Annotated in this window: 18 protein-coding genes and 1 pseudogene; 14 read left to right on the top strand and 5 right to left on the bottom strand. The window is 68.6% G+C overall.

Going from position 1 to position 19867, the window contains the following annotated elements:
• Positions 1-207 precede the first annotated feature (207 nt).
• The 6 genes from KIP79_RS16035 to KIP79_RS49460 all read left to right on the top strand — a co-directional run bounded on the left by KIP79_RS16035 (position 208) and on the right by KIP79_RS49460 (position 8570).
• Positions 208-2055, top strand: coding sequence for an AfsR/SARP family transcriptional regulator (locus KIP79_RS16035; RefSeq protein ID WP_214105604.1), 1848 nt, complete (start codon positions 208-210; stop codon positions 2053-2055).
• Between the two features lie 93 nt (positions 2056-2148).
• Positions 2149-2460, top strand: a complete 312-nt coding sequence (locus KIP79_RS16030) for a PadR family transcriptional regulator (protein ID WP_308169744.1) — start codon at positions 2149-2151, stop codon at positions 2458-2460.
• A complete protein-coding gene (locus KIP79_RS16025; protein WP_214105603.1) occupies positions 2457-3755 on the top strand; it encodes a tetratricopeptide repeat-containing protein in 1299 nt (432 codons plus the stop codon). The genes KIP79_RS16030 and KIP79_RS16025 overlap by 4 nt, the downstream gene beginning before the upstream one ends.
• Complete coding sequence (locus tag KIP79_RS16020) at positions 3752-4690, top strand: sugar phosphate isomerase/epimerase family protein (RefSeq protein ID WP_214105602.1); 939 nt, start codon at positions 3752-3754, stop codon at positions 4688-4690. The genes KIP79_RS16025 and KIP79_RS16020 overlap by 4 nt, the downstream gene beginning before the upstream one ends.
• A 594-nt stretch (positions 4691-5284) precedes the next feature.
• Entirely contained in the window at positions 5285-7348 is a 2064-nt protein-coding gene (locus tag KIP79_RS16015) for a cellulase family glycosylhydrolase (protein WP_214105601.1), read from the top strand.
• Positions 7349-7484: 136 nt separating this feature from the next.
• Complete coding sequence (locus KIP79_RS49460) at positions 7485-8570, top strand: GNAT family N-acetyltransferase (protein ID WP_214105600.1); 1086 nt, start codon at positions 7485-7487, stop codon at positions 8568-8570.
• A 19-nt stretch (positions 8571-8589) separates the two neighbouring features.
• On the opposite strand, the gene KIP79_RS16005 is transcribed toward KIP79_RS49460, so the two are convergent.
• Positions 8590-9681, bottom strand: a complete 1092-nt coding sequence (locus KIP79_RS16005) for an ADP-ribosylglycohydrolase family protein (protein ID WP_308169743.1) — start codon at positions 9679-9681, stop codon at positions 8590-8592.
• Between the two features lie 77 nt (positions 9682-9758).
• Positions 9759-11399 (bottom strand): phosphodiester glycosidase family protein, encoded by a 1641-nt coding sequence (locus KIP79_RS16000; RefSeq protein WP_214105599.1) that lies wholly within the window; start codon positions 11397-11399, stop codon positions 9759-9761.
• 340 nt (positions 11400-11739) lie between these two features.
• Between KIP79_RS16000 and KIP79_RS15995 the strand changes: the two genes are divergently transcribed.
• From KIP79_RS15995 to KIP79_RS15965, 8 genes and pseudogenes are all read left to right on the top strand, one after another.
• Positions 11740-12345: an HAD hydrolase-like protein gene (locus tag KIP79_RS15995; RefSeq protein ID WP_214105598.1), complete on the top strand. Its 606-nt coding sequence runs from the start codon at positions 11740-11742 to the stop codon at positions 12343-12345.
• A gap of 222 nt (positions 12346-12567) precedes the next feature.
• Positions 12568-12807, top strand: coding sequence for a hypothetical protein (locus tag KIP79_RS15990; protein WP_214105597.1), 240 nt, complete (start codon positions 12568-12570; stop codon positions 12805-12807).
• Positions 12800-13303 (top strand): DUF6879 family protein, encoded by a 504-nt coding sequence (locus KIP79_RS15985; RefSeq protein ID WP_214105596.1) that lies wholly within the window; start codon positions 12800-12802, stop codon positions 13301-13303. The genes KIP79_RS15990 and KIP79_RS15985 overlap by 8 nt, the downstream gene beginning before the upstream one ends.
• A gap of 17 nt (positions 13304-13320) precedes the next feature.
• A pseudogene (locus KIP79_RS50065) lies at positions 13321-13524 on the top strand (helix-turn-helix domain-containing protein); the annotation flags it as partial.
• A gap of 102 nt (positions 13525-13626) precedes the next feature.
• On the top strand, positions 13627-14169 hold the full coding sequence (locus KIP79_RS46995; protein ID WP_250213313.1) for a DUF5753 domain-containing protein: 543 nt from the start codon (positions 13627-13629) through the stop codon (positions 14167-14169).
• A gap of 188 nt (positions 14170-14357) precedes the next feature.
• Positions 14358-14648, top strand: a complete 291-nt coding sequence (locus KIP79_RS15975) for a hypothetical protein (RefSeq protein ID WP_214105594.1) — start codon at positions 14358-14360, stop codon at positions 14646-14648.
• Positions 14649-14652: 4 nt separating this feature from the next.
• Positions 14653-15642 (top strand): ATP-grasp ribosomal peptide maturase, encoded by a 990-nt coding sequence (tgmB, locus tag KIP79_RS15970; RefSeq protein WP_214105593.1) that lies wholly within the window; start codon positions 14653-14655, stop codon positions 15640-15642.
• On the top strand, positions 15630-16823 hold the full coding sequence (locus KIP79_RS15965; RefSeq protein WP_214105592.1) for a methyltransferase domain-containing protein: 1194 nt from the start codon (positions 15630-15632) through the stop codon (positions 16821-16823). Before tgmB ends, KIP79_RS15965 begins: the two co-directional genes overlap by 13 nt.
• Positions 16824-16995: 172 nt before the next feature.
• On the opposite strand, the gene KIP79_RS15960 is transcribed toward KIP79_RS15965, so the two are convergent.
• The 3 genes from KIP79_RS15960 to KIP79_RS15950 are packed head-to-tail and all read right to left on the bottom strand — an operon-like array spanning position 16996 to position 19865.
• Positions 16996-18045 carry a vWA domain-containing protein gene (locus tag KIP79_RS15960; RefSeq protein WP_214105591.1) on the bottom strand — a complete coding sequence of 350 codons (1050 nt, stop codon included), beginning with the start codon at positions 18043-18045 and terminating at the stop codon, positions 16996-16998.
• Complete coding sequence (locus KIP79_RS15955; protein WP_214105590.1) at positions 18046-18987, bottom strand: VWA domain-containing protein; 942 nt, start codon at positions 18985-18987, stop codon at positions 18046-18048.
• Positions 18984-19865: a DUF58 domain-containing protein gene (locus KIP79_RS15950; RefSeq protein ID WP_214105589.1), complete on the bottom strand. Its 882-nt coding sequence runs from the start codon at positions 19863-19865 to the stop codon at positions 18984-18986. Before KIP79_RS15950 ends, KIP79_RS15955 begins: the two co-directional genes overlap by 4 nt.
• Positions 19866-19867 lie beyond the last annotated feature (2 nt).

The raw sequence follows: 19867 nt of genomic DNA, 5'->3' as shown, positions 1-19867 counted from the left end.
CGGTCCACCACCGGTCCACCGCAGGTCTTTTGGCAACTCCTGATCAGATAGCTATGGGAAGACTGTCATTATTCATCCCGATTTCTCTTGATCATCTCTTTACGGCGGCGCGATGAAGATCGAACATTGGGGAATTGATCACGCCCTTGACTGTCCGTACGACCTAATGGTCAGCTGATCCGGAGCACGATCTTCATGCAATTCGGCTTGCTTGGACCCCTTTTCGTCAAGTCAGCCAGCGGATGGTCGCTCTGCCTGAAGCGTCCGAAACATCGGCAACTCCTGGCCGCGCTCCTGCTCCGGCCCAACGCCACGGTCGCCTCGGGCCTGCTCATCGACTACCTGTGGGGGGAGCGAGCGCCGAAATCCGCCCGCGGCAACCTGAAAACCTACATCTGGCAACTGCGCGGGATGCTCGCCGCGCTCGACCACGGCCGGGCGCGCATCGAGACGACCGGCAACGGCTACCAGATCACCGTACGGCCCGACGAACTCGACACCCTCTCCTACCAGCAGCTGACCCAGCGGGGCGACCAGGCCCACCGCCGGGGCGACGCCGCCGCGGCCGAGGTCGCGTTCAGCCAGGCGTTGAACCTGTGGCGTGGCGAGGTGTTGCAGGGCCAGACGCTCTCGGAGCCGCTGAGCGCCTGGGCGCGGATACTGGCCGAGGACCGCCTCCGGGTGCTTGAGGAACTGGCGGAGGTCCGCATCGCGCTGGGCCGCCACGCCGAGACGATCGGCCCGCTGCGCCGCGCGCTCCACGAGAACCCGCTCAGGGAACGGCTGTGGGCCCAGCTCATGCTGGCGCTCTACCGGGACGGCAGGAGCAGCGACGCCCTCCTGGCGTACCAGGACCTCCGGCTCCATCTCATCACCGAGATCGGCACCGAGCCCGGACCGGCCGTGCGCCGCCTCCACCAGCGCATCCTTGCCGCGGACCCCGGCCTCGACGGCGGCTGCGCCCCAACCGCCCTCGACGACGCGTCGCCCCGCAGAGCGATGATCAGCCTTTCCCCGCCCGACCTCCCGGCGCAGCTGCCCTCCGACGCCGGGCCCTTCGTGGGCAGAGACGGCGAACTCACCGCGCTGACCGCCCTGCTGTCCACCCCCGGAACCGGCCATGGGCTGGTCGCGGCCATCGACGGCCCCTGCGGGGTCGGCAAGTCGCGGCTGGCCGTCCACGCGGCACACGCCGTCGCCTCCGCGTACCCCGACGGGCAGCTCTACGCCGACCTGCACGGGACGACCGCCGGCCGCGCCCCGCTGCCCCCGGACGAGGCCCTCGCCCGATTTCTCCGAGCACTCAACGTGCCCGACACGAGCCGCCACATCGACGAGGCCGCCGCGCTCTTCCGGACCCAGACGGCCGGACGGCGCATGCTCATCGTCCTCGACAACGCCGTCGACGCCGCCCAGGTGAGGCCGCTGCTCCCGGGCGGCTCGGCCTCGGCCGTCCTGGTGACCAGCAGGGCGCGGCTCACCACCCTGGACGCGACCACCCGCCTCCACCTGGACCTGCTCGGCGAACGCGAGGCGACGGACCTGCTCGCCGCCTTCGCCGGCCCCGAGCGGGTACGCCAGGAGCCCCAGGCGGCGGCGCGGATCGTCGAACTCTGTGACCGCCTGCCCCTCGCGGTCCGGGTCGCGGGCGCCCGGCTGGCCGACAACCCCCACTGGCCGGTGACCCGGCTGGCCGCCCGGCTCACCCCGCCCGAGACCCGCCTGGCCGAACTCCGCCACGGCGACCTGTGCGTCCGCGCACGTCTGACCGCGGGCCACGAACTCGACCACCACCCGGCCGCCGGCGACCTCTTCGAACTCCTCGGCCTCCTCGACCTCCCGGAGGTGACCGCCCCCGTCGTCGCCTCACTCACGGACGGGAACACCGACGACATCCAGCCATCCCTCGACGCCCTGGCCCAGGCCCGCCTACTGGAAAGCCACGCCCCCGACCGCTACCACATGCGCCCCCTGATCCGCCTCTTCGCCCGCGCCCAGTCCGCCCACTCCTGCCTCCTCAGCGCACCCTTCCTGCTCAACCTCATCGGCGTGTAGCACGGCAAGTCCCTTTCCTTGGTTGGGGCTTTGTTGACGGCATTTGCCCCCTATGTAAAAGTTTTACTTATGGCTCCTCAGATAACCGTCGCAGTGGCGACGATCCTCGGCGTCTTCCTTGAAGATCCAGCAAGAGAGCGGTACGGCTATGACCTCATGAAAGAGACCGGTTTCCCCAGTGGGAAGATCTATCCATTGCTGGCCCGGCTCCAGGCCGCGCAGTGGCTGACTGTCACAGAAGAAGACATCGACCCAGCAGTGGCCGGCCGTCCTGCGCGCCGTGGATACCGACTGACGCCCGAGGGCGCGAGGGTGGCCCGGCTGGAGTTGGCAAGGCTCAGCGACCGGCTGCGGCCGACGCCGCGCGACCTGCGAGCGCTACGCCCCGGGGAGGGGCTTCAATGAGCCACGTACTGCCGGTGGCCGGCGCTGCCGCGACCTTTATCGGCCTGCTCATTCTTGCCATATTCCAGGACCTGATCAGCGAGGAGGCCCGCGTGCGCCTGGAGAGGCTACCCTTCGCCATCTTGCGGCTCGCCGCCCTGCAGATGCCCGCGGAACTGCGCGAAGAGATCTACAGGAACCATTGGCTACCCGACCTTGAGTTCCAACTCAGCGAGGAAGCCGGGGCAGGGCCGATCACCCGGGTGATCGCCGCCAACCGGTGGGCGTTGTCCATGCTCGTTCGTCGCGGCGGATCCCGGATCGCGAGGGAGCTGTACGCCGGAATTCCCCCGAACATGCGGGGTTTCGAAGATATCCGCCTCATACCCCGAAGCCGCCGCAAACAGTTCGACGCACGGGCCGTACGGCTGAACAAGCTATGCCAGCATCCACCGGCGAACTTCGACGAAACCGCCTTGGCGAAGCTGGCGTCCGATCTCGCCATCGCCTGCGAGGCCCTTGTCGACGCCCGGGCCGAACGGGAAGCCGTGGCCCTTGCCATTCCCCTGCTCGACCGCGCACACCCGATCACCATGCGCCTCGGCTTTGATCACCCGGCCTTGCTGGCGGTGCGTCGTTCGTACGCTCACGGGCTGGTCCAACTCGGCCACGCGCGGGCTGAGGCGTTGCTACGTGAGCTGCACGAGGAAGAGGCCAGGCTGTACGGCCACCAAGATCCCCGCACTTTCCCCACCTTGCAGCTGCTGTGGTGGGCGGTAATGCGCGCGGGACGTCTGGAAGAGGCCAAAGCGGGACTGCTGGCCCTCGAAGCCCTCATGGTGCGACTGCCCAACCCCAAACTGGCACTACTCCGACATGTCCAGTGCAAACGCAACTGGATCCAGGGCGAACTACGGGAGAAGCACGAAGCGACGCAGGGATATCGACAGGTCGCCAGGGACAGGTCGGACGAACTGGGCGCCTCGCATGCCGACACCATCGACAGCATCGACAGCATGGGCAAGATGCTGGTACGAAACGGCGACGGGATACGAGGCCTGAAGATCCTGCGCGCGGTCTACGCCGAACGAAGGCGTTTGCAGGGCCGCCGACACACCGACGCCCAGGAGACGGCCAAGCACCTGGCATTGGCGCATGCCCTGGCCCATCCAAGTGTGCTCGTCCGCCGTCGGGCGCTGCGCCGGCTGCGCCGCATCCTCAAGGTGCAGATCCGCGTACGTGGGGCTGATCATCCCAACACCCTCGACACCGAGCAGTTGCTCGCCAAACTCGTCACCCTCCTGGAGAAGCGATGAAACTCGGGCTCCTCACCGCATGCCTGGGCGAGCAGTCTCTCGAACAGGTGGCCGCGTGGGCCTCCCAGGCCGGGTACGACGCCCTTGAGGTGGCGGTCTGGCCAAAGGACAGCAGCCACATCCACCACGCCGCTCATCTCGACGTTCGGGACTTCTCCGCCGCTGACGCCGACCAGGTCAGAAAACTCCTGGACCGTTACTCCCTCACCATCCCGGTGGTCACCTACTGCGACAACAACCTGCACGCCGACGACCGGCGACGCGAGGCCATCCACCGGCATCTGCGGTCGGTCATCGACACCGCTGCCGCCCTGGAGGTCCCTGATGTCTGCACCTTCATCGGCCGGGATCTCACCCGGTCGGTTTCCGACAACCTGAAGCTGGCCGAACAGCACCTGCGCCCGCTGCTGGCGTACGCGGCCGAACGCGGCGTCCGCCTCCTCGCCGAGAATTGTCCGATGGAGGGCTGGCATGCCGACGGTTACCCCGGGAACCTCGCGTACTCGCCCGAACTGTGGGACTGGATGTTCGATCTCGGCTTCCAACTCACCTACGACCCCTCCCACCTGGCCTGGCTGGGCATCGATCCGGTCGACGCACTCCAGTACGCCTTGCGGCGCGGCATGGTCGCCCACGTCCAAGCCAAGGACATCGAAATCGACGAACGGGCCCGAAGCCGCTACGGCATTTTCGGCAAGACGGTCGAACGCACCTCACCTACCGACGTCGGCTGGTGGCGCTACCGTATTCCCGGCCGCGGCCAACTCGACTGGAACCGCATCATCGACACCCTCTACGTCCATGGGTACGAGGGAACCGTCGCCGTCGAGCACGAGGATCTCGTCTGGGGCGGCACACTCGCCAAGACGCAACAGGGACTGCGCATCGCCGCCCAGACCCTGCGCCCCTTCATCGCTCCAGGCACTCGGCAGTGACGGCCATCCACCTACTCAAGGCTGCGGGGGCGCTGCGCCCAGGGTGGTAGCTGGTCTTGAATGGCCGCGATCGCTTTCGGCGTAGGCCGTCCGATGGTCGGCGGAACACTTTTGAGCGGTATTCCCAGCACCTCCGCCCATCGCCGGCGCCAGGAGAGGCGCCGCTGGGTTCTTCGTTCCGCGCGGGCTTGGGCTCTGCGGTGGCAGCGCTCAATCTCGGCGCGGATAGCGGACGGTGAGTATCCGGCCGTACTTCCGGACCTCATCGACGGCGACAGGCGTCAGGCCCGTGGCGAGGCGTTTGAAGGTTTGAGGTGAAATGCCCAGCCTGTTTGCTGCCTGAGCGGCGTTGCAACGATGTTCGGCAGCGAGTAGGCGCTGGAATCGCTCGATGTCCGCTTACCAGACTGATGACGCGGAGGCCAGGTGGAGGCGGCCCGCTAAGTCGTAGCACCGGCCGTGGATTGAACGGTTCACCGGCAAATGGGGCGTTCGATGACGGGCGACACGATAACGGCTTAACGCCCTGTACATTGCCGTGAAACACAGCAATCTGGGAGCGCTCCCATCGCTCGCGTAGAGAGAAGCTCTCGGATGAGTACGTTGAATCGGCTCCGCCGCCGGCGGAGCACGCTGGCCGCGACCGCGGCGGTGGTTCTCGCCGCAGTGGGTCTGGTGGCCACCTCCACAGCGGCCAACGCGGCCATCGCCTGCTCGGTGACGTACACCAAGGCGTGGGACAACGGCAGCGGGTTCGGCGCCAATGTCACGATCACCAACCTCGGCGACCCGGTCAACCCGTGGACGCTGCGCTTCGCCTTCCCCGGCAACCAGCAGGTGAGCAACGGCTGGGGCGGCACCTGGTCGCAGTCCGGTCAGAACGTCACAGTGGTGGCGCCTTCCTACGCCCCCAGCCTGGGCACCGGCGGGTCGACCACCATCGGGTTCAACGGCACCTACAGCGGGACGAACACCAACCCCGGCACCTTCTCGATCAACAACGTGACGTGCACCGGAAGCAGCCCGCCGCCCAACACGCCCCCCACGGTGTCCCTAACCTCGCCCACCAACGGGCAGAGCTACGGCGCCCCCGCCACCATCGCGCTGGCCGCGACCGCGAGCGACTCGGACGGGTCGGTCACCAGTGTGGCGTTCTACAACGGCAGCACGCTGCTCGGCACCGACACCACCTCGCCCTACACCTTCAGCTGGACGAACGTCGCGGCCGGCAGCTACTCGCTGACCGCGAGGGCGACGGACAACGGCGGCGCGACCACGACCTCCACCGCGGTGAACGTCACCGTGCTGCCCGTCGTGGCCGACCCCATCGTCGTGGTCAGCCCGACGGCCGTCACCGTGCCCGAGGGCGGCACCGCGACCGTGTCCGTACGGCTGTCGCGGGCCCCGACGAGCAACGCCACCGTGACCACCACGCGGGTCAGCGGCGACACCGACCTGACCGTGGCGTCCGGCGGCACGCTCACCTTCACCACCGCCAACTGGAACATGCCCCAGAACGTCACCATCGCCGCGGCCGAGGACGCCGACACCACGAACGGCACCGCGAACTTCACCTCGGCGTCGCCCAACTACCTGTCCGGCACGTTCACCGCGACCGAGGCCGACAACGACACCGCCACCGGCGCCGCGCCCGCGCTGCACGTCGAGGGCAACCGCATCGTGACCAGTTCCGGCGCCACCTACCGGCTGCTCGGCGTGAACCGGTCCGGCGGCGAGTTCGCCTGCATTCAGGGGAATGGCATCTGGGACGGCCCGATGGACCAGGCCTCCGTCACCGCGATGCGCTCCTGGAAGATCCGGACGGTCCGGGTGCCCCTCAACGAGCAGTGCTGGCTGGGCGTCGCCCCCGTCCAGGCGCAGTACGGCGGCACCTCGTACCAGAACGCGGTCAAGACGTACGTGAACCTGCTGATCGCGAACGGCATCACGCCGATCGTCGAGATGCACTGGAACTACGGCCAGTACACCGGGAACTCCTCTGGCTGCTCCGACGTGAACGCGACCTGCCAGAAGCCGATGCCGGACGCCCAGTACGCCCCGTCGTTCTGGACCGGGGTGGCCAACGCCTTCAAGGGCAACGACGCGGTCATCCTCGACCTGTTCAACGAGCCGTACCCCGAGCGCGCCACCGGCAGCACCACCACCGGCTGGGCCTGCTGGAAGAACGGCGGCACCTGTCCGGGCATCTCGTACCAGGTGGCCGGATTCCAGAGCCTGGTCAACACGGTACGGGCCACCGGCGCCACCAACATCATCATGATCGGCGGCCTGGCCTACTCCAACGACCTGACCGGCTGGCTGGCCAACAAGCCGACCGACCCGCTGAACAACCTGGCGGCGTTCGCGCACATTTACAACTTCAACAGCTGCGCGAACACCTCCTGCTACGACAGCCAGCTGGCCCCGGTGGCCGCCGCCGTGCCGCTGAGCCTCACCGAGATCGGTGAGAACGACTGCGCCCACAGTTTCATCGACACCTTGATGAACTGGGCGGACGCCCACGGCGTCGGCTACCTCGGCTGGACCTGGAACACCTGGCCCTGCACCAGCGGCCCGGCCCTGATCACCGACTACAACGGCACGGCCACAGCCTTCGGCCAGGGCCTGAAGACCCGCCTCGCCACCGTCTCCAACTGATCACCAGGGGTGGCCACCACCTCCCGGCGGTGGCCACCCCTGATCGCAGCCCCCGAGCTTGGGCCACCGGTTCTCCTCACTCGATCGGATCAGGCACGATCAGATCCAACTTGTGGACGCGAGAGGAGATCCCGCAGTGACCTTCGCCACCGATGCCCGACGCGTCCGCGATCATGGCCTGCCCTACAGCCACCGGCGCACGGCCCTGCGATGCGCCGTCGGACGGCACATGCCGCTCGGGTTCACCGCCACGTGGCGGTACATCACCGGCGCGGCCGGGCCGGTGATGTACCGCCGCGACGAGGCGCTGCTGCGGGCCCTGGACATCCTGGAGACCAGCCGCGCGGCCCGGCTCCGGGAGATGGAGGCGTTCGCCGCACGACGGCGATCGGAGAAGCAGCGCGGATACGGCGTGCGCCACGACGAGCAGCGGTACCGGTTCGGGTTCCGCTGGTACGGGCCGGACAGCCACGAGGCGATGTATCAGACCGTTGAGACCTTGTGGGCCGAACACAAGGCCCAGCCATTTCCTGGGGGGTCCCACGCTCTGATAACTGACGCTCTGATGGCTGACACGTACACGGCAGGCTGTGTCCACAGCTATCTCCATTCGGGTGGTCGGCTGACCGGCGGCACCCGGGCGATCCTCCGCCGGTGCGTCGCCGACCTGCACCGCGGACCCTTCGGCGGTCCGGAGAGCTTCCAGTACTTCCGGCGGCTGGCGAAGATGGCCGACCTCGTCCTGCACGATGCCCTGCCGCTGATCCGGCGGGGGTGGGTCGGCGACGCCGCCGCGGTCCGCGACGTCTTTCTGTCCGCCACGGCCGGCAAACCGTACCTGCGGGAGGCCGAACCAGACGCCGGGAGCCCTGGATGGATCGAGGGCTTCCTGGCGTGCGGCTCCAGCCACGAACTCTGGGTCGCCGAGCTGCGCGGCCGGATCGTCGCCTTCGCCACGCTCAGCATCGACCAGCTCGGCCACCTCTTCGTGACGCCCGGCCTCCAACGTCAGGGCATCGGCACCGATCTGATCGTTCATGCCAAGCGTGTCAGGCCCGGAGGCCTGCGCCTGCACGCCTTCCAGCGCGACACGGACGCCTGCCGCTTCTACGAACGGCACGGCTTCACCGTGTCCGGCCTGGACGACGAGTCAGGCGAACCGGAGCTGACCTACTCCTGGCAGCAGTCTGGCGGTGGATGCGGCAGTCGAATGGATCAATGACAACTGCTGAGCCTGGCCGTCAGCATCCCGGGTACTTGTCCCCGGCGAGGCGGCCACCGGTGAACTGGGTGGTGAAGTCGTCGGCGAGTTCGGTGATGGTGTCGCTGCCTTCCAGGCGGGACAGCCAGTGTGGAGGAAGGGCCGCGTCGCCGTACCGTGCGCCGAGGAGGTTGCCGCAGACGGAGCCGGTGGAGTCGCTGTCGCCGGAGTGGTTGACCGACAGTAGGAGCGCCCGCTCGATGTCCTGGCCGCCCACCAGCGCGCAGTAGATCCCGATCGCGAGGGCTTCCTCGGCCACCCATGCGCCGCCGAGTTTCTCCACCGTCTCCGGCGACGGCTCCGCCGCTCCGGCGAGGTCGACCGCGCCCTGGATGGCGGCGGTGGTCTCTTCGTGTGCGGGCTGCTCGCCGAGCAGGTCGAGGGTGTTATGTACGGCCTCCGGCAGGGGCCTGCCCTCGACCAGGAAGAAGACGATCGCCGCGAAAGCCCCGGCCGCGAGGTAACCGGTGGGGTGCCCATGGGTGATCTGGGCGCAGTCGGCCGCGAGTTTGAAGGCCGTGTGCGGGTCACGGGCGGCCAGTCCGAAGGGGGCCGACCGCATGACGGTCCCGCAGCCCTTGGAGCCGGGATTGATCGGCCCCGGCGTGCCGGGAGCGGCGATCGGGCCGCGGTCGGCGTGCAGGCCGGACAGGCAGGTGGTGCCGGGCGCGCGACGCGAGTAGAGCCAGGTCTGTTCGCGCAGCCGGCCGGTGCGGACGAGATCGTCCGCGGGTGGCGGGGAGGGGTGCTGCTGGGTGTCGAGCCAGCGTAAGTAGGCGTGGCGGAGGACGTCCACCGCGCTGCTGATGCCTCGCTCCCGTCCGCGTACGTCGGCGCGGATCAGCCCTTCGACGGTGAACAGCGTCATCTGGGTGTCGTCGGTGATCAGACCGATCTTGCCGCGCCAGTCGGGTGCGAGGTCGGTCAGCCCCGCCTGGCCATGGTCGCGGCGGATGGCGGCGATCGGGTCGAACTCGATGGGCGCGCCGAGGGCGTCACCGATCGCTCCGCCGAGCAGACAACCGCGCACCCTGGCGCGGAATGGAATGTCGCCCGTATTGATATGGCTCACCACAATGATCCCTTCTCGCACGGCTGGACCGACCGTACCCGCTACACCGCCAACGGGAGCGTGAGAGAAGCTGACATCTACTCCGCGATCCCCGACTCCAGCGGAACCTTCGGCGATGACGATCGTGGGCCCGTCGCAACGGGAAGAGCGGGCAGCACCTGGACCGTGTCGCCGACCGGGCGTTCGCCGGTCGCGTCCGACGGGCGGTTCACGAGTGCCCCGTCCACCGCCATGGCTGTGGAGCCCCCGCCGTCCAGGCTCATCGCCTGTACGGCCCCGAGCGACTGCATGAAGGCCGCCCCCTCGGTGAGCGTGAAGCCCTCGCTGCCGCCGCTGAGGCGGCCGTCCACCGTGACCAGCAGGAGGCGGCCCTGCTGGTCGAGGCCGGCCATCGTCCGGGGCTGGCGCTTGTTCGCCCAGGTGTAGCCGAAGGACAGGTCCGCAGGGTCGACGACGCCTTCGGCGGCGGCGTCGATGTGGATCCGTCCGTCCTTCACCAGTGTCGGGGCGGCGCTGACGATGCTGTCGTCCGCGCCGAGCCGGACCCGATGGCCGTCGGTGTCCCGGATGACCTTCCTCACGGAGACCTTCCGGCCCACCTCGGCGTGGCTGGTGAGCCAGTCGGCCGCCAAGCCGGTGCCCTGAAGCACGGTATGGCCGGGGGGAACGGCGCCGCCCCGGCTGCCAGTGGACACCACACGGTTCCTGGAGTTCAGCACCACCTGGACACCCGGCCCGGTGGGCAGCTCGTGCACGTATTCGGAGGTGAACCCGACCAGGTCGTCGGCCTCGGTGCAGGTGACGTCCTGGCGCGGCTCCGCGGTGGGCTGCCCGCCAGGCCGGCCGCAGTCGCGCACCAGCCCCGGCGTACGGTTGATGCCCTGGACGTCGTAGGAGGAGCGGCCGGCACGTGCGGTGACGGTCGTGGTCAGATCGGCGATCCGGTTGTGCCGTCCGCCGTCCGCGAGGATCAGCGCCGTGCGCGAGCCCACCGCCATCGACGCGAGCTCGCCGTCGTAGGCGGAGATGCCGGCCGGGACGCCCTGGACGCCGTCGGCGTCGGAGGTGATGAAGAAGCCGCCGTTGACGCCCACCAGCGAACCGAGCTTGGCGGCCACCGAGGACGTCTGCCGCCGATCGGTCACGTTCCCCTCGTGGGTGGCCGTGATCGAGCCGCTGAAGGTGTGGGGGTCGATGACCGCGACATGAACGTTCTGCAGATCGGCCAGTTGGTCGGCGTCATAGCCCGTCCAATCGACCGCGGTGCGGAATCCGGCCTCGGTGACCCGTGCGGCGATGCTGTTGGCCGTGCTCCGCTTCACGTACGCGCCGATCCTGACCCGTACGCCCATGAGACCGCCGGGTGTGTCGCTGTAGTCCGGCCACGGTATCGGCCGCACTGTCGGCGTGAATCCGGCGGTGCGCAATGTGTCAGCGGTTTCCAAGGCCCAGGACTCCGTCCCCACCGGGGCCCAGGCCGGAGCGCCGGTGAACCGGGCCTCCACCGGGGCCTGCACGTTGACCGTCCAACGGGGCGAGGCGGCGGCGTTCCGCAGCGTTCCGGTGCGCACCTCCACGCCGGGCGCGAGGATCCGCGTGGTCCACTCCGCCGTGCTTCCGGTCGCCGATGTCGGGGACGCGGTGGGCACGGGCAACGTGTCCGCCACGGCCACACCGGCGATCGACCCCGGCGCCGCGACGGCCAGCGCGGTGGCCATGCGGAGCCAGCGCCCCGTACGAGTTGCAGCGCCTTCCCCCTGCTGTGCGCCTTCGGCCGTACCTCGACCAAAGACCTGCAAAACCCCCACCCTGCCCCCACCCCACCGCACTCCCGCCCCTGGCGGTCATATCGCCCACTTCCACGAGATCGAAACCGCCGGGTACCGGCATGCGCCGGGGCGAACTGGCCGGGGGTGAGAATGGGCCTACGACAATCACGGGGGAAGGTGAATGGGCGCGAACACATCGACGCCGCTGCTGGTGCTCTGGGACATCGACCACACGCTGATCGATGCCGGTTCCGTCGCGCGCCCGGCATATGCCGCAGCGTTCCAATAGGTGACCGGCCGCGCCTTGGCGCAGCCCTGGCAGTTCGACGGCCGTACCGAACTGGCCGCGGCGACGGACGCTTTACGAGCCCACGGCCTGGAGCCCAGCGCCGAACTGGTGGACGCCTTCATCGAAATGTTGCTCATGGAGCTGCGGGAGCGTGCCGGAGAGATGGCCGTCGGCGGGCACGTGCTGGCGGGCGCGGATGCCGCATTGACCGCGCTGGGCGCTGTCGCGGGAGTACGTCAGTCGGTTCTGACCGGGAACGTGCATCCGCTCGCGGTGCTGAAAATGGAGCTGTTCGGGCTCGACCACCACCTCGACTTCCGGCTCGGCGCGTACGGAGGCGACGCCTACGAACGCGCCGACCTGCCGGCGCACGCCTTCGAACGGACCGAGCGCCATCTCGGCTATCGCCACGGAGGCGCCGACACCGTCATCGTCGGCGACACCCTCCGCGACGTCGCCACCGCGCAAGCCGCCGGGGCCCGGGTGGTCCCGGTCGCGACCGGGACTACGAGCACCGCGAAACTTCGGGCGGCGGGCGCGGACGTCGTACTGCCCGACCTCGCCGACACCAGAGCGGTAATCCAGGCGATCACCGGAACCCTTTGAAGACCCCCCTGTGGTGGACACCCTGCGCACCGCGATACCGGGCTCCCAGATCGCCACGCTCCTCCGCGTGGCGGCCAACGCCAAACTGCACCTGGTCGCCCGAGCGCGGCAACCCGGCGCTCTCCGAGGGAGCGGGCAGCGTAGCCCTTGACTGGCGCACTGCTGGCGTTCAACCTCGAGAGGTGTACAAGTCCGTACAGACTCAGAGCCCAGGAGAGATCAATGGCGCTACGGTTCTACGGCAAGGGGGGCAGCGACACTGAGAACTGCCCTTCGGTCTCGGTCGATGAGGCTGACAACAGCCTTGTGTTCGTCGGCTGGCCGATCGAGGACCCCGAGGTGATCTCCGAGATCGAGCAGTACAGTCACATCGCACCGGACGAGCGCGCCTTCCGGATTCCTCCGGATCTGCGCAAGGCTATTTGGGAGGCTTTGGGTGGCGACAATCCCAACTTTGGCTGAGCTGCTGGACAAGACCCAGCGCTCGGTTACGCACCTGGAGATGCGGGACACCTATGGGCTCCGCGGTGAGGGCTACCGGGCATGGCGCTCCGGCGTCAGTATCGAAGAAATCTCCAGGTACGACTACCTGTCCTCCTGGGTAGACCTCATCGGCCGGCACGTCGCGCGCGGCGTCATATTCCGTCGCGCGAGAGTCGTCTCGGAACCTTTCAGCGACTACATCCGGTACGAGCACGCCATCACTCCTGCCGCGAACCTTGCGGCGGGGGAGTTGGTTCGTTGGCTACCCCGGCAGCGTGCCTACGATCTAGCGCTGCCTGGCTGCGACTTCTGGCAGTTCGACGATGGGCTGGTGCGGCTGATCTTCTCGTCAGGTGATGGTGACCTCGTCGGGTACGAAATGACCGACGATCCAGCAGTGGTCAGCCTGTGCAACTCCGCCTTTGAAGCCGTCTGGGAGCGCGGCATCGACCATGCGGAGTACAACCCCGCCTAGTCACCGCGCCACGTACCGTGCCCTCGATATCGTCCAGCAGCGCTCAGCAAGCCCGTAAGGCCATCGGCAACCGGCTACGAGCGATCCTTCGCCAGTCCGGCCTGACTTCGCGCGCTCTGGCGCGGCAGGCTGGCTGGGAGGAGTCCAGGTGCTCTCGTCTCATGTCCGGCCGTACGCCGCCGACCGAGAAGGACATCGAGATCTGGTGTCACTTTTGCGGCGTGCCAGAGGAGATTCCCGGCCTGATAGCGGCTTCGCGCAACGTGGAGAGTGCCTACATAGAGTGGCGCCAATTTCAGCGCAGTCAGAAGCACCTTAACGAGATGCGGCTGAAGCTGTACGAGGAGAGCCAGGTTTACCGCTTCTACAGTTCGACCACCTTCCCCTGGCCCGTTCAGGCCACCGGATACATGCGCGCGCTCATGCTGCGGAGTGCGGAGTTGCACCGTTCAGATCCCCCGGACATCGAAGACGCGATCCGGGTACGGGTGGATCGTCAACGACTGCTGGACGATGGCACCCGCCGAGCGGCCATCCTCGTGGAGGAGTCGGCGCTACGTGCCCAACCTTTCCCCCGGGACGTGATGCGGGAGCAGTTGAACCGCCTCCTGGTCATGATGCGACGACCGAACGTCTCCCTGGGCGTAGTGCCTACTCAGGGGAGGCGGGTCCAGAAGCCCGCCGAGAACTTCCACCTCTATGACGAGGTGCAGGTGTTCATCGAACTGCTGACGGCGGCGGTGACCATCACGCAGCCTCGCGAGATCGCCCTCTACGTCCAACTCTTCGAGGACCTGGCCGCCGACGCGGTCTACGGGAGGAAAGCTCGCGCGCTGATCAATGCGGCCATGGAGTTCCTGGACTGATTCTTGTACAAACTCGTACACACTAATTGAGTCGACGGAACGGACACTTCTACGGTCGATGCATGGCCCCGCGTGAAGCCCCCGCCTCCGATTGGCGGGAACGGCCCGAAAGAGTATGCCGCGACCCTTTCGGCACCCCCTGAGCAGCTGAGGGACCAGTTGGAGCACGCCACAGAAAGGACCAACCAATGCTTACGAGCACCGTGCCGGAAGCCCAGCCGACTCTCGATCTCATCACGCACTCCCCGGACGGCGAATCGCGAGGGACGATCTTCCGGGCCGGGGACTTCTTCCCCATGTCGCCGAGCAACCACATCCTGTCCGCCCCCGACACCCCGGCCAGCCTCGCGCGGCCCTGGGGGCTGCGGCACCTGGTCGTGCCGCCTGTCACCGCCACCAAACACGAGGGGGGAAGCAACGAGACAAGCGAGCAGAGCAGTGACGGCACCGGCCCCAACGAGGAGAAGAGCAAGGACTGAGATCGTGGCGCATACCGTCCTGATCATCACTGATGACTCCGACGCCGTGGCCGAGCGCGTCGCGGTCGAGCTGGTGGACCGGGGAGTGCCGGTCGTCACGATGGACACCGCCGACTTCCCGTCTCTGGTGTCAATGACGGCTGGCATCCAGACCAGGGACATGGGCTGGACCGGGATTGTCAACACCCCGCGTGGTGAGCTGGACCTGGCTCGCGTGGGCGCTGTCTACCTCCGCAGGCCGACGCAGTTCAAGATGGACGAGCAGATGACCTCCCCCGAGCGCGCCTTCGCGTACTCGGAGGCGCGTTATGGCTTCGGTGGGGTGCTGACCGCCCTGCGGCAGAGCGGCTGCCTGTGGGTCAATGACCCCCTGGCCGCGATGCGGGCCGAGTACAAGCCGGTCCAGCTCGTCGAAGCCGCACGCGCCGGTCTGAACATCCCCAAGACCATCATCACCTCAGACCCCCAGCAGGCACATGCCTGGGCGAAGGGTCTTGGCGGGCCCGTCGTTTACAAGCCGGTGGGCGGTATCTGGCATGCCGACGAGGGGCAGGTCAGGGTCGTCTACACCACCCCCATCAAGGATCTGGACAGCCTGCTCGATCCGGCCTTGGGCCGGACTGCGCAGATGTTCCAGGAGTGGATCGACAAGGCATTCGAGGCGCGGGCAATCATCGTCGGCAGTCAGGTGCTAGCAGTGCGGATCGACAGCGGCAGCGAGCAGGGCCGCATCGACTGGCGCAGCGACTACGACTCGCTCAGTTACGAGCGGATCGACCTGCCAGGCGAAGTCCGGGACCGCCTCGTCGAACTGCACGACCGGCTGGGCCTGGTCTTCGGGGCCGTGGACTTGATCTGCGACGTCACAGGGCAGTGGTACTTCCTGGAGACCAACCAGAGTGGCGAGTGGGGATGGCTGAACCTGAAGACGGGCCTGCCCGTCCCTGCAGCCATGGCCGACATACTTCAGAAGGGACCCGCATGGGCGCGTTGACGCCTCCGGATGGCCAGACGGTCGAGGGATTGACCGCCTGGCTGTCCGGCCATCTACGAGCCCGAGGCTCGATCACCGAGCCCCGGTGGGAGCGGGCACTACGTGAGGTGCCCCGGCATCGGTTCGCACCTTCGGCTGCCTGGTTCTCGGCGAACCACGCCGACGCGCCCAGGGGACGGTTCGACGTCCACGACACCCCTGCGGCCTGGTGGGCGGCGATCTACTCCGACACCTCCATAGTTATCCAGACCGACGACGGATCGGGCGACCCGGCTAGCGGGAAAGGGGTCTTCTCCTCCTCGGTGTCGGCTCCCGGCATCGTGTTCCCCTTCCTGGAGCTGCTGAATCCGCGGGAAGGTGACCGTGTTCTGGAGATCGGAACCGGGTCCGGCTGGACAGCTGCCCTGCTGTCGTGGGCGGTCGGGCAGGACGGCGTCACCAGCATCGAGGTAGACCAGCAGGTGGCGGCCCAGGCCGAGGCCAATCTCCGCGCCGCCGGATTCAGCCCGCATCTGGTCGTCGGCGACGGCGTCAAGGGCTGCCCCGAACGGGCCCCGTTCGACGGCGTCCACGTCACCGCGGGCGTGTCGCAGATTCCCCTGGCCTGGATCGAGCAGACCCGGCCGGGAGGGACCATCGTGATGCCCTGGCACGGTAACGGACGCATCGGCTACCGGCTGCGCCTCACGGTGCTGGACGAGGCCACAGCGATCGGGCGCTTCCACGGGAGGGCCGACTACATGATGCTGCGCGAGCAGCGGTACAACCAGCGATGGAGCAGCCACTGCCACAAGATGGCGGAGCAATCGACGACCGCTGTCAATCCACGCACCATTGGGGAAGCGGCCGTGGGCGCGCGCCTGCTGTGCGCCGCGCTGGCTCCCCACGTCGCCTGGCACGACATCATCGAAGACTCCGAGTACTCGGTGCTGCTGTACGAACTGGACGACCACACCGCCGAAGGCTCTTGGGCGGCCTGCGACCACGCCCCGGGAGCCGCCGAGTGCCGGGTGACGCAGTACGGCCGACGGCGGCTCTGGGACGAGGTGTCTGCCGCCTATCTCGAATGGCTCACGCTGGGCAGCCCCGGATACGAGCGATTCGGCCTGAGTATCGATCCCGCGGGGACGCGGCTGTGGCTGGATCACCCTGACGGCCCGAGCTGGGAGCTACCCGCGTAGCCCGTTGAGGCATAGCCTTCCTCGGCCGGTCTGGCCCCGAAGCAGCTTGTCCCAATCATCAGCTTGGGCTGCGTTCCCGTGGAACGCACCGCGCTGGCCTTGGACCGCGCCATCACTTTGAATGTCGTTCAGCACCGTTGGTTCGATGCCGGTCCAGTTGATAGCGCCCAGGTCAGCGACTCCTGATTCCCCCGGAGGGCCGGTTGTTCCACCAGAGTGAGAGGGTGACGGCGGTTGCGATGAGGAGGCCGCCGCCGGCGGCGAACCAGGTGGCGATGTCGACCTGCTCGTGGACGACGGTGAACGTGCCTGGGAGTTTGGCCAGGGCCTCTTGGAGTTGGTCGGCGTTCTGTGCGCGGTAGTACGAGCCTCCGGTGGTGTCGGCGACCTGCTGGAGCGCGTCCTCGTCGATGGCCAGCCGGCCGCGCCCCCTGTCGAAGCCGCCGCGGCCGGGAAAACCGAAGCCGCCGTCGAACTGCGTGTTGTCGCACACCATGGGCGCGGGTGTGGTGGTGCCGAACCCGATGGTGAAGACCCGTACGCGGCGGAGAGCGGCTTCCTGGGCGGCAGTCTGCGGGTCGACGCCTTGGGTGTTGGCGCCGTCGGTGAGCACGACGATCGCGCTGCTCGCATAACCCTCGCCACGGTCCGCGGGCTCGGCACCGGTCGCGGCGACCGAGGGATCGACCTCCGCGATGGCGTCGAGCGAGGTGAGGATGGCCTGGCCGATCGCGGTGCCACGGGAGGTGACCAGGCCCTCAAGGCCGTCGAGCAGCGTCTGCGTGTCATCGGTCGGGGGGACGAGGAGGCCCGCGTTGCCCGCGAAGGTGACCAGGCCGATGCGCGGTCCGCCTTGCTGGGACCTGATGAAGTCCGCGGCGGCTTCCGTGGCGGCGGTGATGCGGTTCGGGTCCACGTCGGTGGAGCACATGGAGCCCGAGATGTCGAGGGAGAGCAGGATCGTCGCCGAGGTCATCGGGACCGGTACGGTCGCCTGCGGACGCGCGGCGCCAAAACCGAGCACGGCGAGCCCTGCCGCGAGCAGCGCCGCCGGGATCCAGCGCCGCCAGCGGACGCGTCCGGGCAGCGCCACCCGGACCAGCGCCACTGAGGTGACCCGGATCGCGGCGCGCCGCCGTCGCCGCCGCGTCAGCCACCAGATCGCGAACACCAGCGGGGCGGCCAGGAGGGCGAGCAGCGCCCAGGGCCAGGTGAAGGACATTCAGACCACCCGCCCGGTCCGGAAGACGGTGAGCGCCGACCCCACGGTGAGCAGGGCGAGGGCGACTGCGATGAACGCGCCCGCGAGGGGCAGCGGTTCGTCGCTGACGGTGAGCCGCAGATCGATCGTCGAGGCGATCCCGTCGAGCCGGCCAGTGTCGGAGCCGGGATAGTACGTGCCCCGGGTGGCCTGCGCGATCGATTTGAGCGCGTCCTCGTCGAGCGCGCTCCGCAGGCGGTATCCGTCCACCTTCACCGCGGTCCCGGCGGTGGTGCCGATGCCGACGGTGTGGACGCGCACCCCCGCCTGCTGGGCCACCGCCACGGCGCTGTCGAGGTTCCCGCCCAGGTCCTGGCCGTCGGAGAACATCACGATGGTCGCCGACGGCCAGTACCCGATGTCAGGGGCGGTGCCGTCGCGTCCGATGGCGACCTTCTCGCCGGTGATCGCGGAGAGTGAGGCGATGATGGCGCTCCCCAGCGAGGTGCCGCCGGTGACCTTCAGGCGATCGATCGCCGCCAGGGCGGCGGAGTGGTCGGCGTCCGGCCGCGCGGTGGTGAGCGCACCCCGCTCGAACGCGACGACGCCGATGTCGACGCTGCCCGGCTGCGCCTGGATGAACGACCGGGCCGCCTGCTGCGCGGCCGCGAGCCGGGTGGGAGCGATGTCGTCGGCGCCCATGCTCGCGGAGACGTCCATGGCCAGAATGACCGTACCCGAGGCCCGTGGCACGGGTACGGACGCGGTCGGACCGGCGACGGCGATCGCGAGAACCGCGAGGCCGCCGATGGTGAACCCGGTGCCCAGCTGCGTACGGCGACGGTTCGGCGCGGTGATCCCGGCGGCGGCCCACGCGGCCGACCGGCGGCGTGCGAAGACGACGGCCGTGGCGGCGAGCGCGGCGGTGACGAGCAGACCGAAGGCGAGAAGATAGAGGTTCACGCGCGCCGGTCCCGGGTCCGGGCGACGACCTCGACGAGCGACTCGGCGAGATCGCGATCGGTGTCTATGCGGTGGACCGGCACCCCTGCCTCGCGCATGCCGTCCGTCAGCCGGGCCTCGCGTGCGTCGACGGCCGCACGGAAGCGGACCCGGAACAGCGGATCGCCGGAATCGACGATGAGCTGCTCGCCGGTCTCCGCGTCCTCCACCACGATGAGCCCGGCCTCCGGCAGTTCGTCGTCTGTGGTGTCCGCGATGCGGAGGGCGACGACCTCGTGCCGTCGCGCCAGGCGCAGCAGCGAGTGTTCCCAGTCGCCGTCGCCGATGAAGTCGGAGACGACCACGATCAGGCTGCGGCGGCGGGCGAGGCGCGCGACCGCGTCGAGCATCGCGGCCAGATCGGTCGTCTGGCCGCTGTTCGCAGCGGCTGTGCGGTCCAGCTCGGCGCCGATGCGCAGCACGTGCCTGCGCTCGGTGCCGGGTGGCACGACCCGCAGCACGCCCGTGTCGAAGAGCAGGGCGCCGACGCGGTTCCCGCCGCGGCAGAACAGCCGGGCGAGGACGAGCGCGAGTTCGGCGAGGACCTCGTGCTTACCGCGTCCCGGCCGCCCCGCCGCCATCGACGCCGACCGGTCAAGCACCAGCCAGACCGTCATCTCGCGGTCCTCGTTGAACTGCCTGAGGTGTGGCTCGTTCAGCCGGGCGGTGACGTTCCAGTCGATGTGGCGCGCGTCGTCGCCCTCCACGTAGGCGCGCAGCCCGGCGAAGTCGGTCCCCGCCCCTCGGTGCACCGTACGGTGGCCGCCCTGAAGCCGCCCGTCGAGACGGCGGACGACCCGCCATTCCAGGCGGAGCAGGAGTTTCTCTGGGGCGCGCATCG

The organism is Acrocarpospora catenulata (assembly GCF_018476525.1).
Classification (GTDB): domain Bacteria; phylum Actinomycetota; class Actinomycetes; order Streptosporangiales; family Streptosporangiaceae; genus Acrocarpospora; species Acrocarpospora catenulata.
This window is presented reverse-complemented; position numbering and strand designations above follow the sequence as displayed.

What these genes read in the sequence shown, in the direction of transcription:
- KIP79_RS15950 (WP_214105589.1), bottom strand. Translation starts at nt 19,865, where the DNA reads ATGCGCGCCCCAGAGAAACTCCTGCTCCGCCTGGAATGGCGGGTCGTC.
- KIP79_RS16015 (WP_214105601.1), top strand. Translation starts at nt 5,285, where the DNA reads ATGAGTACGTTGAATCGGCTCCGCCGCCGGCGGAGCACGCTGGCCGCG.
- KIP79_RS46995 (WP_250213313.1), top strand. Translation starts at nt 13,627, where the DNA reads ATGCGGCTGAAGCTGTACGAGGAGAGCCAGGTTTACCGCTTCTACAGT.
- KIP79_RS16000 (WP_214105599.1), bottom strand. Translation starts at nt 11,399, where the DNA reads ATGGCCACCGCGCTGGCCGTCGCGGCGCCGGGGTCGATCGCCGGTGTG.
- KIP79_RS15960 (WP_214105591.1), bottom strand. Translation starts at nt 18,045, where the DNA reads ATGTCCTTCACCTGGCCCTGGGCGCTGCTCGCCCTCCTGGCCGCCCCG.
- KIP79_RS16025 (WP_214105603.1), top strand. Translation starts at nt 2,457, where the DNA reads ATGAGCCACGTACTGCCGGTGGCCGGCGCTGCCGCGACCTTTATCGGC.
- KIP79_RS15990 (WP_214105597.1), top strand. Translation starts at nt 12,568, where the DNA reads ATGGCGCTACGGTTCTACGGCAAGGGGGGCAGCGACACTGAGAACTGC.
- KIP79_RS16020 (WP_214105602.1), top strand. Translation starts at nt 3,752, where the DNA reads ATGAAACTCGGGCTCCTCACCGCATGCCTGGGCGAGCAGTCTCTCGAA.
- KIP79_RS15975 (WP_214105594.1), top strand. Translation starts at nt 14,358, where the DNA reads ATGCTTACGAGCACCGTGCCGGAAGCCCAGCCGACTCTCGATCTCATC.
- KIP79_RS15965 (WP_214105592.1), top strand. Translation starts at nt 15,630, where the DNA reads ATGGGCGCGTTGACGCCTCCGGATGGCCAGACGGTCGAGGGATTGACC.